The sequence below is a fragment of the Pseudomonas fuscovaginae SE-1 genome (assembly GCF_000364705.1).
GTDB lineage: Bacteria > Pseudomonadota > Gammaproteobacteria > Pseudomonadales > Pseudomonadaceae > Aquipseudomonas > Aquipseudomonas fuscovaginae_A.
The window spans coordinates 1-13,734 of the sequence record NZ_AQOH01000163.1 but is presented as its reverse complement, the minus strand read 5'-3'; the positions used below and the strand labels follow the sequence as shown (position 1 = coordinate 13,734).

Here is a 13,734-nt window from a genome sequence, read left to right as displayed (position 1 = left end):
CAGGCGGCTACCTGACCGACTGGAAAGGCTTCTCGGTGCTGTGGTCGTAGTCCACCAACTGACCGTAATCAAGCCGGTAGATGCGATCGGCCACGTCAAAGTAGCGATCATCGTGACTGATGGCGATGACCGTTTTGCCGGCCGCCTGCAACTCGGGCAGCAGCTCGTGGTAGAACACGTGGCGGAACACCGGGTCCTGGTCCGCCGCCCATTCGTCGAGCAGCAATACCTCGCGGCCTTCCATCATCAGCAACAGCAGGGCCAGGCGCTTGCGCTGCCCCTGTGAAAGGGCCGTGGTGGACAGGCGTCCCTCGACGAACCGCACCTTGTGCGCCAGCCCCAGGCGTTGCAGATAGTGATCGACCCGCTCCTCCAGCCCATCGAGCTGGCCGTTCTCACCGAGCACATCGGCAAACAGATAGAAATCGGCGAAGATCGCCGCGAAATGCTCGCGGTGCCACTCGCTGTTCGAGACATCCAGCGTCACGCCATTGAGCGCGACCGTCCCCTCGCTAGGCTGGTAGAGCCCGGTGAGCAATTTGGCCAGGGTCGACTTGCCGCTGCCATTGCCGCCGACGATGAAGATCAGTTCGCCACGGCGAACGTGCAGATCGATGGGGCCCAACTGGAAGGCGAATTCGTCGCTCTGCCCGGAGTAGCGGTATTGCGCGTTGCTCAGGCGCAACTCACGGAAAGGCTCGGCGGCCTTGGGCGGCAGGGTGAAGCGCACCGTCTCGCCGAGGGCCAGGTCATCAATGGCCTGCAAGGCCACATGGCCGCGGATCACCGCCGGGACGGCATCTAGAATCATCGAGATCGGCGTGCGCAGGAACATGATCGCCAACACGTAGCCCACCACCACCTGCTGGCTCAGCAGCCCGAGGCCCTGACCGAGGAAGAACAGCGTACCGATCAGCACGAACACCAGCAGCGACGTCCAGTTCAGGTTGATCGCCCACAGGGTATCGGCGCGTACCGAGGCGTGCAGCGAGGCCTGCGCGATCGGCTCCAGGCGCTGGTTGTACAGCAGTTGCCGACGCTCCCGGCTCAAGGCCAATTCGCAGCGGCCGCTGATGGTCGCCTCGAACTGCTCGGTCAACCGGTCGTCCTGCTGCCGCACCTGCTGCATCAGGCGCTTGACCTTGCGCCCGAGCAGCACATCGAGCAGCACGCCGAAGGCGATCACCGCCAGGGTCAGTGCAAAGAACGGCAGGCTCAGCCAGGCCATGTAAGCCAGGCCAGCCAGCAACAGCAAGCCGTTGTACAGCGAGATCGGCAATTGCTTGAAGGCCGTGGCCACGGTGGTCACGTCCTTGGTCAGCGCGTTGTAGATGCGCGGGCCGCCCAGTCGCTCGATGCGCTCCAGGGCGGTGCCCAGCACCTTGCCCACCAGGCGCAGGCGCAACTGATAGACCAGGCGATGGCCAATCTGCACCAGCAGCCACTGGGCCAGGGTGCCGCTGACGAACAAAAGCAACAGCAGGCCGGCGAACAGCACCAGCGCCTGGCCCAAGTCATCCAGCCCCTGCTCCAGGCTGCGGTTGATATAGCCGATCAGGCCGATGCTGCTGGCCGCACTCAAGGCGCTGCACAACACCGCCAGGAAAATGCGCCAGCGCGCATCGTGCAGCAGTTCCTTCAATAACATCATCAGTTCGACACCTTCTCGGCTTGGTGTTGCGGCGCAATGCTTGGCGCCAGCAAGGACAACAGATCCGCGCTCAGGCGCGGCTCGGCAACGATCGCATGGTGACCGACATCCAGGCTGCGATAATGCAGCGCCTTGCGCGTATGCGCCTGCCAGGGTGTACGCAGATCACCGTGGGCATTGCTGCGCCATAACCAGATGGGCACATCGACCACCGGCAAGGCCTGTTCGTACAGGCGCGTCTTGATCGCCCGGTAGCGCACCATCACGGCCTGCAACTCGGCCTGCAACTCGGCCTCGGCGTCATGCCATTGCAGATGCTCACGCACCTCGGCGTCGGCCAGCATGCGGGTCACGCCCTCGGCATAATCGCAATCGACCAGTTGTCGGGCCAGACGCTCGCGCAACGTATCGTCAAGCGGCCGTGAACGGCTGCGACACAGGAACACCAGGTCGGCGAGCAACTGACCACCCTCGTCGCCGTCGCCAGCAAGGCTGCGTTGCGGATCATGATCCACCGTCGCCAAGGCCTTGATGGTGAAGCCGGCTGACTGCAGGTGCGTAATCAACAGCAGCGCCAGGCGCGAAGCCAGGCACCAGCCCAGCACCACCAGCGGTCGTTGCTTGAGCGACTCGGGAATGCTCTGCACATAGCGCTGCAGCAGCGTGTCCAGATCCTTGCTTTCCCAACCCTCGTCATATGCCACCAGGCCATAAACGGCCTGGTGTTCGCCTAGTTGCGCCACCAACGGTCGGTAGTCTTTCAGGTGGCCCTCCGCGCCATGTACCAAGAGCAAGGCAGGCGCATCACCGGCCACATCGTTCAGCACCTGCCAGCCCTCGCTACTCTCGCCCTGATCAAGGCTCTGCACCAGCTCGCGCACGGTCTGCCGCTCGAACAACAGATTAGTGGGTGGGTTGAGCCCCAGTTGCTCGCGAATCAGTGCCACCACCTTGATCGCCGCCAGGGAATGCCCGCCTATGGCGAAGAAGTTGTCGGTCACGCCGAGATCCTCGACACCCAGCACGCGGCACCAGATTTCCAGCACGGCGCTTTCCAGTTCGCCGACCGGGGCCACCCGCGCACCTTGCAGGCGCTGTCGGGCACGCTCCAGCAGCGCCTGCCGATCGAGTTTGCCATTGCTGTTCAGCGGCAAGGCTTTCAGGGCGAAGATGCCAGCGGGCAGCATGTAGTCCGGCAGTTGTCGGGCCAGGTCGTCACGCAGCAGATTCGCGGCCCGGCTCTGCCCTTGCTCCTCGACGACGAAGGCCAACAGGCGCTCACCATCGAGCAACACTGCCGCCTGCTGCACACCCGGCAGGCCGCGCAACGCCTGTTCGACCTCCGCCAACTCCAGACGAAAACCGCGAATCTTCACCTGCTGATCATTGCGCCCGAGAATGCGCAAGGCGCCATCGGCCTGGCGCAACGCCAGATCGCCGGTGCGATACAGGCGGGTGCCGGACCGTGGGTCTTGGCCGAATGCCGAACTGCCGACATCCCCCAGGTAGCCGCGGCCGACACTGGCCCCGGCCACGCACAGCTCGCCCGCCTGCCCGGAGGGCACGGGGCGCTGTTGTTCATCGAGCAGATAGATGCGGTTGTTGCCGAGCACCCGGTTCAAGGCCGTGCCGCTCGCCCCCTGCTCGCTGTCGATGGCCCGCCAGAGCACGCCGACCGTGGTTTCGCTCGGCCCGTAGTGGTTATACAGGCGGCAACCAGACCCTGCCCGCGCCAGCCGCGCCAGCAGGTTCTCGCCCACCGCTTCGCCGCCAAGTACCAGCACCTGACGCGGCAACACACCCTCCAGCGGATGCTCTCCGATCAATGCCTCAAGGTGCGATGGAACGATTTTCAGCACATCCAGTGGATGCCCGCGCAGTTCCTCGGCGAAGGCCCACGCATCGGTGACGCTGGCCTGGCTCAGCAGGTGCACGCAGCCTCCCTGCAGCCAGGCTGGGTACAGCACGGTATTGCCAAGGTCAGCGAGCAGCGACGACACCAGCCCGTAGTGCGCACCTGCCGGCAGGTCCAGCGCGTGAGTGATCTGGCTCACGTAGTGCCGTAGCTGCCCCTGTTCGATCTGCACGCCCTTGGGCTTGCCGCTGGTGCCCGAAGTGTAGAGCACATAGGCCAGGTGCTGCGGCGCGCTGGCCACAGACGCTGCGAGCGGTGCAGCGCTACTGGCCTTCGACCAGGCCAGGCTGGGCACCTCGAAGACCAGGCTCGAGTCATCCGGCTGCAGCACGACAGCAGGTTTGGCATCCTCAAGAATGCTGGCCAGGCGCAACGGTGGCAGCGCCGGGTCAAGCGGCAGATAGGCCGCGCCGGCCTTGAAGCAGGCCAGCATGGCGACCAGCATCTGCGCGCCACGTGGCAGCAGCAAAGCCACCACCTGGTCAGGGCCGACGCCTGCCTGCTGCAAACTGCCGGCTACCCGTTCACTCAGCTCATCCACCTCGGCATAGGACAACAGCTGCCGGCCATCGCGCAGCGCCGGGCTGTGCGGCTGGTGGCGCGCATGGTCACGGAATCGCTCGACGATATCGACGTCCACTGGCAGTTCCCCGCCAGTCGCCATGGGCTGCGCCTCTTCCGTCAGCAAGGCATCCAGGCCGTCCAGCGGCGCTTGCGGCGCCTGCAGCAGTTGGCCGATCCAGTGCGCGTAACGGCGCAGCAAGCGCTGCATCTGCTCACGGCGATACAACCCGGTGTCGTACACCAGCGCCAACTGGGCCTGGCCGGATTCATCCAACAGCCAGTGCAGTTGCAGTTCCACCGGTGTATCGAAGGACAAGGCCTGCAGCGCCTGTACCTCGGCCAGATGCTGCACGCGCAGCCCGGCCTGATAGCTGGCCCGCCACTCCGGCAGCAGCTCGGCCTGGCCGAGGTACTCCTGCCAGAGCACGGCGTTTTCCAGTTGCCGGGCCAGTTGCCGGGCCAGGCTGACCCAACTGGCGTGCTCGGACAGATGCACCTGCATGGGCAGCGTTTGTTCAAACAATCCGTAGGCGCCCCGCAGCTCCTCATAGTCGTCACGTGGGTCGTGCTGCAGGCCCAACTGCGCATGGCGCTGACCGTTCAGGCGGCCGAGCAAGGCGCCCCAGGCTGCCAGGGCGAGTGGTTCGATGGCCAACGCCTCGCCCCCGGCCAGTGCCTGCACGGCGCCGTACAGTTCAGGTTCGAGCGCCTGCTGCACGCAGCCACGGGCACCGCTGGCCATGCCATAGCGTTCGATCAGGCGCATCCCCGGCACCTCCTGCAAGGCCAGGTTGCGCCAGAACTGCACGCCCTGCTCGGCGTCCTCGTCCAGTTGCAGGCCGGCGATCCACTCGGCGTAGTCGCTGTACTGCATCGGTTCGGCCTCCAGTGCCGCGCCCTGGCCCAGCAGTTCACGGCGCAGCTGCTCGAGGCTGTGCAGATCCAGCGAGCAGGCCGGCAGCGCCAGCCATAGCTGCTCGTCGCGCCACCAGGCCAGTAGGTCGGGTTGCTGCGCCAGGCACTGGGCCTGGGCGTCGCGCTGCCAGGCCGCCGCATCGGTGCCGGCACCCGCCTGGCGCCAGTCCAGGCGCAGCTCGGTCGGCTCCGCCACGCGCTGGCGCAAGCCAGTGGCGCCGAGCGGACGCTCATAACGCAGGCGCAGCGCATCGTGTTGGCCCAGGGCGTCACGCAGGCGCTGTTCAACCCGTTCCGGAGCAACGCCAGCGAGCGTCATACGCACCCAGCGGTGCGCCTGCGGGTTGGCCTCGGCCAATTGCTTCTGGGCCGGGGAAAGAGGCAGGCCAAGATCCATCATGGTGTCATCTCCAGAGCATTTTCCTCAGCCGTAGCGGGTGCGGCCGCGACCTGATCGCGGCGATAGATGTCGCCCATGGCGACGACGATGCGCCGCTCGCCCTCGAAGGGGTCGCGGGCATGGGCGGCGAGCATGTTGTCGAGCATCACCACATCGCCGCGCTGCCAGTCGAAGCGCACCGCGCAACGCTCGTAAGCGGCATTGATCGCCTCGATGGCGGCCTCTTCCAATTCGCTGCCATCACCGTAGAACACCTGCCGGGGCATGACGCTATCGCGCCCCTTGAGGAATTGCTCACGGATATCGGCATCGAGAAACGCCGGATGGTAGAGCTGGATCTGGTTGAAAAAGCTGGCATCGCCCGTCAACGGGTGGAGGATCACCGCCGGGCACACCTGGCGCGTGTGCAATTCGTTGGCGCCGCGCCACTGGAATTCGATCCCGCCCTCGCGGCAGATGCGTTCGGCCTCGGCACGCTCCTCGGTCTGGAAAAAGTGCTGCCAGCTGACATCCAGGCTGGCGCTGAAATTGCGCACGTACATCAGTTGCTTGCGACGCAGATTATCCTGCAGCCAGGCCGGCAGCTCGCGGTACACCTCACGGCTGTCGACGATGGGCGTGGCCCCGCCGCTGGTGGCCGGCGTCTCGCAATAGAACCACTGCCGGCGCGGCCAGCGATGCTGGTGAGCGCTCTCGTTGTGGAACATGATCATGCGGTCCTTCGGATAGGGCGTGGACTTGTAGATCTTATTGCCGCCCTCCTTCTTCGGCAGATCGCCATACTGGCCGTACAGCTCCGGGCACAACGCCTGGCAGAACTGCTCGAAGTCCGCCGGGGTCGGCAGATCGAAACCACGGAAGAGAATCCCGCCGTGCTCGCGCAGCCAGCCTTCCACCTGCTCGCGATGGGCCTCGGCCCACACGGCGGGGGCCAGCTCGCGCTCGCGCAGTTGCACCAGCAGGGGGAAGCTGGAGCCGGCACGCAGCGGCCGGGTTTCGATCGGTGTGGCCGCGGCAGCCGGGCCATTCTGGCGCAGTTTGCCGAGCTTGCTCATCTTGCGTTGCAACGGGTTGTCCGTGGTGGTGGACATGGCAGCGGCTCCCTTGGAAGGCAGAGGTAAGGCATCGATGGGGCTGTCCGGCGCACTCAGCGCAGCATCGAGCAGCGCCAGGAAGCTGTCGCGCAAACGCTCGATGGTGGCTGGGCGGAACAGGCTGGTGCGGTACACCCAGCGCAGGCTGAGGGCATCACCATCGGCAGTGGCGAACAGCGCCATGTCGAACTTGGAGTGTTGCTGCTCACTGCTCAGCGGCGTGACCTCGAGGCTGCCGAGGCGGCGCGGCTGACGCGGCGTGTTGTCCAGCACGAACAGGGTCTGCAGCAGCGGATGCTGGTTGGCCACGCGCGGCAGGTCGAGACATTCCACCACCTGCTCGAACGGGGTGTCCTGCCAGGCGAAGGCATCCAGGCAGACATCGCGCACCAAGGCCGCCTGCTCACGCAGGCTCAGTTCCGGTTGCAGGCGAATGCGCAACGCCAGCAGGTTGACGAAGAACCCGATCAGCGGCTCGGTAGCCGGGTGTTCGCGGTTGGCCACGTCGGTGCCGATGACCAGGTCGCGGCCCTGGGTTTCGCGCTGCAGCACGGCGGCATAGACGGTCAGCAGCAACATGAACAGCGACACGCCGCTGTCACGCTGCAAGACCTCGAGGCGTGCCAGCGTCGCCGCTGACAACTGGAAGTCCAGGGCCGCCCCCCCCCCGCTATCGCGCTCGGTGCGCGGGAAGTCGAACGGCAACGGCACCTGGCTCGGTACGCCGGCCAGGGTACGTTGCCAGAACTGCTGGCCCTGGCGCTGACGGGCGCGCAGCGCCGCTGACACCTGCCAGGCGGCATAGTCGACGTACTGGATCGCCAGCTCGCGCTCAACGGGCGCCTGGCCCTGGCTGTAGGCCTCGTAGCCTTCGACCAGTTCACCGATCAGCACCGAGCCGGACCAGCCGTCGGAGGCGATATGGTGCAGCACCAATTGCAGCACATGCTCCTGCTCGCCCAGGCGATACAGCACCGCGCGTAGCGGCGCCTCGACGCTCAGGTCGAACGGGCGCGCGGCCAGCTCATGGGCAGCCTGGGCCCACTGCGCCTGGCTCAAGGTCGCCAGTTGCAGCGTCAATGCAGAATCCACGTGGATGCGCTGGCGCGCCTCGCCCTGCTGCTGATGGTAGGTGGTGCGCAGGATCGCATGGCGCCGTACCACGCGCTGCAAGGCCTGCTGCAATGCCTGGGTATCGAGGGCGCCACGCAGGCGCACGCTGCTGCTCATGTTGAAGCTGCTGTCGTTCGGCTGCAGTTGCTGCATCAGCCAGACCCGTTGCTGTGCGGGCGACAGCGGCTGGTCGATGTGCTGATCGACCCGCGCGATGCTCAAGGTGGCCGGGTCGATGGCGGTGGCCTGGGTTTCCAGGCGCGCCGCGAGTGCCGTCAGCGAAGGCGTCTCGAACAGCCAGCGCAGCGGCACCTCGAAGCCCTGCTCGCGCAGCCGCGAACGCACCTGCGCGGCCATCAGCGAGTGCCCGCCGAGCTGGAAGAAATGCCCATCGAGCGGCACCTGCTCGAGCTGCAGCACCTGGCCCCAGATCTCGCTCAGCAGGGCCTCGCTGGCACTCATCGGCCGCTGCACGCTGGCTGTTGCCGCCTGCTGCTGGTTGCGCAGTTGCGGCAATTGCTGGCGATCCACCTTGCCGTTGCTGTTGAGCGGCAATGCCGGCAGCGCGTGCAGATGGGTGGGCAGCATATACACCGGCAAACGTGCCTGCAGATGTTCACGCAACTCGTCTGCGCTCGGCTCGCCAGCCGGGCTGGCCACCCAGAACGCGGCCAGGTGCTCACCCTGCACCGCCACCACCGCCTGGGCGACCCCCGGGTGACCGAGCAGCGCCGCCTCGATCTCGCCCAGCTCGATACGGAAACCGCGCAGCTTGATCTGATCGTCGCTGCGGCCCAGGTAATACAACTGGCCATCGGCCTGCCAGCGCGCCAGATCGCCGGTGCGGTACAGGCGCCCACCAGCGCCGCCGAACGGGTCGGCGATGAAACGCTCGGCGCTCAGCGCCGGCTGCCCGGCATAACCACGGGCCAGCCCAAGGCCTGCGATATAGAGCTCGCCGGCACGGCCTGGCGGCACCTCACAAAGGAACTCATCAAGCACATGGCAGCGCGTGTTGAGCAGCGGCCGGCCAATCGGCACCACCGGCTGATGCGGCGCCTGCACCGACGTCTGGGTCGACCAGACGCTGGTTTCGGTCGGTCCGTAGACGTTGATCAGGCAGCCGACGAGCGGCTTCAACTCGTTGGCCATTTCCGCCGCCAGGGCCTCGCCGCCGGCCAGGGCGACCCGTCCGGCCAGCACCTGGCGATCGCCTTGCAGCAGCATGGCCCAGGTCGCCGGGGTGGCCTGGATCAGTTCCACCGCCCGCTCACGGATCAGCTGCGCCAGCAGCAGCGGGTCCTGGCGTTGCTCGTCATCGGCGAGCACCACGCTGCTACCGCGCACCAACGGCAGGCACAGCTCCAGGCCGCTGATATCGAAGGTCACGGTGGTCAGCGCCAGGTAGCGCTGCACGCCGTCCAGCGGCAAGGCGCGCTCCATCGCCAGCAGGAAGTTGGCAAAGTTGCCCCGGCTGATCTGCACGCCCTTGGGCTGCCCGGTGGAGCCGGAGGTGTAGAGGGTGTAGGCCAGTTGCTGCAGGTGTCGCGGCAGCGCCGGTGCATCGACCGGCTGCGCTTGCAACGCCAGGTCCTGCCAGCGCTGGCAGCGCAACGTGGGCGGGAAATGCTCGTCCTGACGGTCGCACAGCAGCAGATGCGGCCGTGCCCGCTGCACGATGGCCGCCTGCCGCGCAGGCGGATGGCCCGGATCGAGCGGCAGGTACTGCGCCCCGGCCTTCTGGATGCCGAGCAGGCAGACCAGCAGGCGCTCGTCGCGCGGCAGGCAGAAGGCGACCGTGGACTCCGCCGTCACACCTTGCGCCAACAACCAGTGCGCAAGCTGGTTGGCCTGTGCCTGCAATTGCCCGTAGCTCAGTTGTCGGTCGCGGCAGAACACCGCGGTGCGCTCGGGATGCAAGGCGGCCTGCACCTCGAAACGGGTCACGAAATCCGCCTCGACGTCCAGCTCGGCAGTGTCGCCCGCGCTGTGCAGGCGTTGCACCGAGGGCAGTGGCAGGGCCAGCAGTGGCTGCCGCAGATCGAGATGCGCCAGGCTGTCCAGCACGCCCAGGTAGTCGTCCACCAGGCACTGGATGCGGGCCGGCTCGAACAGCGCGGTGGCGTACTCGACTATCAGTTGGCTGCTGGCCTGATCGCCGCGCCCCTGGCTGAACAGGTTGAAGGTCAGGTCGAACTTGGCGCTGATCGCCCCCTGGGGCAATGCCAGGGGCGCTGCCGTGATGCCCGGCAGTTGCAGATTGCGCTCGCCGAGGTGATCGACCTGGTAGTTGAACATCGCCTGGAACAAGGGCGTGCGGTCCAGGCTGCGCTCGACCTCGAGCACGTCGAGCAGGCGCTCGAACGGCAATTGCTCATGGGCCCGGTCATCGGCCAGGCGCTGGCCGAGGCGCTGCAGGAAATGCTCCAGGCTTTCCAGCTCGTCAAGCTGCACGCGGTAGGCCAGGGTGTTGACGAACAGACCGACCAGCGTCTGGCTGTCCGCCGCCTCACGCCCGGACACCGGCAAGCCGATGGCGAAGTCGCGGCGCCCGGCGTGTTTCCAGAGCAGCAGTTGCTGCGCGGCGAAATACAGCACGAAGGGGGTCACCCCAAGCTGCCTGGCACGGGCCGCGATTGCCGAGGTCAGCTCGCCGGGTAACGGGAACTGCTCACGCGCGCCGGCATACGCCTGCAGTGCCGGGCGCGGGCTTTCGCTGAGGACCAGCGGCTCGTCACTCAAGCCCTGCAGACGCTGTTGCCAATAATCGAGCAGTACCTGGCCGGCATCCCCTTCCAGCGCCTGGCGCTGTGCTTCGATCACTTGCAAAAGGCCGGTTCCGGGCGCGAGCTGACGGCCCTCGTAGAGCGCGGCCAGGTCCTGCACCAGCAGCCCCATGGACCAGCCGTCCACGGCGATATGGTGGGCGTTGAACAGCAGGCGATAGTCGTCTTCAGCGAACTGGAACAGGTCGATGGCCACCAATGGTCCCTGGGCCAGGTCGAAGACCCGCTGCGCGGCCAGGGCAACCGCTGCCTCCCGTTCATCCGCCGGCGATGCGCGCAGATCGTGCAGGGCGAAGCTGGCCTCGGGCGCCTCCACCAGGCGCTGACGCACTTGCCCGTTGTCTTCGAAGAAACGGCAACGCAGGGCTTCGTGACGTTCGATCAGGCTCAGGCAGGCGCTGCGCAGGCGTGGCACGTGCAGTTCACCCTGCAAGAGCAGAAGTTGCGTCACGTTGTAGGCGGTGGCATCGGGTTCGAGCTGCTGCATGAACCACAGCCGCTCCTGGGCATGAGACAGCCGCGCCACGGCGCTGGTCAACGCTGGTGACGCCTTTTCCGGCTCGCTACGGGTGGCAGGCACCGGTTCCAACGCGGCCGACAGCTGCCGCGGCGTGGGGTTTTCCAGCAACTGGCGCGGCATCAGACGCAGGTCGGCCTGGCGCAGCCGGGCGATCAGTTGCAGGCTGAGAATCGAATCGCCACCCGCGGCGAAGAAGTCATCGTCCAGCCCCAGTTGCGGCTGGCCCAACAGTTCGCGGAACGCCGCCAGAATACTGGCCAGACGCGGCTGTGCGCGGCAGTCGGCATTGGCGGCCATGGCCGCCAGGGTCGGCTGTTCCAGCACGTCGCGCGGCTGCAGCCGGAGCCCTTCGCGTGCGGCCAGACCGATCAGTTGCAAGCTGAGAATCGAATCGCCGCCGAGGGCGAAGAAGTCGTCCTTACGAGTGACCGCGGCGCAGCCGAGCACCTGGCACCACAGCCGGGCCAGCAATTGCTCGCTGACGCCCTGTGGCGCCTGCCCACCCTCGTCCACCGCCACGTGGGTTTCAGGCTCGGGCAAGGCGCGGCGATCCAGCTTGCCATTGGCGTTCAGCGGCAAGGCGTCCAGGCTCGACCAGTACGCCGGCTGCAGCGGTTCGGGCAGTTGCGCCCGGGCCTGCGCCTGGATGGCGCTCAGTTCGTCCGGGGTCAGGCGCGGCGCGAGATAGGCCACCAGTTGCATGCGCCCCTGAATCTCGCGCGCCAGCACGGCGGCTTCGCGTACCAGCGGTTGCCGGCCCAGCCAGGCACTGACCTCACCGGGTTCGACGCGGAAACCGCGAATCTTCACCTGATCGTCCTGGCGCCCGAGGAACGCCAGACGCCCATGGTGATCCAGGCGTACCCGATCACCGCTGCGGTAGAAACGCCGCCCTGCGTCATCGATGAAGGCGGCGGCAGTGGCTTGCGGCTGGCCAAGGTAGCCCAGCGCGACCTGTGGGCCACCGATCAGCAACTCGCCCGCCACGCCACGCGGCACGGGCTGGCCCGCCGCATCGACGATACGCAGTTCGGCACCGGCCAATGGCTGACCCAGCGGCAGGTAGGCGCCCGGTCCGGCCTCCGTCACCTCGCCACAGACCACCCCGACGGTGGTTTCCGACGGGCCGTAGTGGTTGAACACGCGCAATTGCGGCGCCAGTTCACGGATGCGGGCGAACAGCGCCGCATCGAAACCTTCCCCCCCCAGGATCAGCAACTGCCGCGGCAGTACCCGCCGGGCATCGTCCAGCGCCAGCAGGCCACGCAAATGCGAGGGGGCGATCTTCAGGCAGTCCACGGGATGTCGGGCCAGGAAATCGGCCCAGCCGGGTGGATCGAAGGCCAGCGCGGCCTCCGGCAGGATCAGCGGATCACCTGAGTGCAAGGCGGCGAAGACGCAGGTCAGGCCGAGGTCGGCGGCGACCGTGGCCAGGGTCGCCCAACGGCTGCCCGCGCTGGCCTGCAGGCGCTGGCTGACGGCAGCGGCGTAATGCGCGAGGTTGGCATGGCTGACCAGCACGCCCTTGGGCTGGCCGGTGGAGCCCGAGGTGTAGATCAGGTACGCGGCCTGCTCGGGTTGGCTAAGGCTGGGCACAGGCTGGCACGGTGCGGGGGCGGCGAGATCGGCGGCGCCCAGTTGCAGACGCGCGACCGCGCTGTTCAGCGCTGGCGCCTCGGCCAGGGTCAGCAGCAGGCTCGCCGCGCTGCTTTCAAGCAGTTGCTGCAAGCGCTGCTCGGGCTGCGCCGGGTCGAGGAACAGGCAGGTCGCACCCCGTTGCCAGCAGGCGAACATCGCCAGCACCTGCTCGGCGCTGCGCGGCATGCACAGGGCGACTACCTGGCCGGGGCCGACGCCCTGCTCGGCCAGGCGCAGCGCCAGTGCCCGCACGGCATTGGCCAGCTCGCCGTAGGCCAGCGACTGCCGGACATCGCACAGGGCGGGCGCTTGCGGCGTGCGCGCGGCCCACTGCTGCACCTGTCGATCCAGCGGCTCAGGGCTGGCGCCCAGCGCCGGGCCATGCAGTTCGCTGCCCGGCGAAGCCAGGCGCAGCGCCGACAAGCGCTGCCCGGGATTGACGGCTGCCGTCTGCAGGATGGCCTGCAGATCGTCGAGCAGTTGCTCGATGGTGGCTGCCTCGAACAGCTCGTCGCTGTATTCCAGTTCGCAGCGCAGACGCTGGTCGGCGCAACGCAGCAGACGCAAGGTGAGATCGAAACGGGCATGGCGCTGCGGCGGGTCGAGCACCTCGACGCTTACCCCCGGCAGGCTCAAGGTGCGGCTTTCCGGCAATTCGACCTGCACGAACATGGCCTGGAACAACGGACTGGAACGCGGCCGGTCAAGGGCTTCGAGGATCTTTTCATACGGCAGGGTCTGCTGATCGAACGCCGCCGCCACGCTGTCGCGGGTGCGCAGCAGGGCGCTGCGAAAGTCCGGGTCGTCCTCCAGGCGCTGGCGAATCACCAGGGTGTTGAGCAACGGCCCGATCAGCGGCGCCAGCTCGGGGCGATCGCGTTGCGCCACCGAAGTACCCAGGCACAGGTCGCGCTCGCCGCTGTAGCGCGCCAACAGGCAGGCGAAGGCGGTCAGGCCAAAGATGTACAGGGTCACGCCCTGCTGGCGGATGGCCCCATCCACCTGCGCCGACAAGTCGGCCGGCAGTTCGCGCACCCGTACCGCTCCGCTATGGCGGCGCTGGTTGGCGGGCGGACGCGGATGATCGCAGGGCAAGGCCAGCGGCCCGGGCGCATCGGCCAACTGGCTGCGCCAGTAA

At 67.1% G+C, this 13,734-nt stretch carries 3 protein-coding genes; all 3 read right to left on the bottom strand.

Translation table 11 applies throughout. The annotated features are described in order from the left end of the window. Nucleotides 1-7 precede the first annotated feature (7 nt). Nucleotides 8-1,651, bottom strand: a complete 1,644-nt coding sequence (locus K675_RS0116080) for a cyclic peptide export ABC transporter (RefSeq protein ID WP_017904524.1) — start codon at nt 1,649-1,651, stop codon at nt 8-10. After that, nucleotides 1,651-5,445: a non-ribosomal peptide synthetase gene (locus tag K675_RS0116075; protein ID WP_017904523.1), complete on the bottom strand. Its 3,795-nt coding sequence runs from the start codon at nt 5,443-5,445 to the stop codon at nt 1,651-1,653. The genes K675_RS0116080 and K675_RS0116075 overlap by 1 nt, the downstream gene beginning before the upstream one ends. Then, the coding region (locus K675_RS30860) for a non-ribosomal peptide synthetase (RefSeq protein WP_017904522.1) at nt 5,442-13,734 on the bottom strand (8,293 nt) is incomplete at its 5' end. The genes K675_RS30860 and K675_RS0116075, both read right to left, overlap by 4 nt.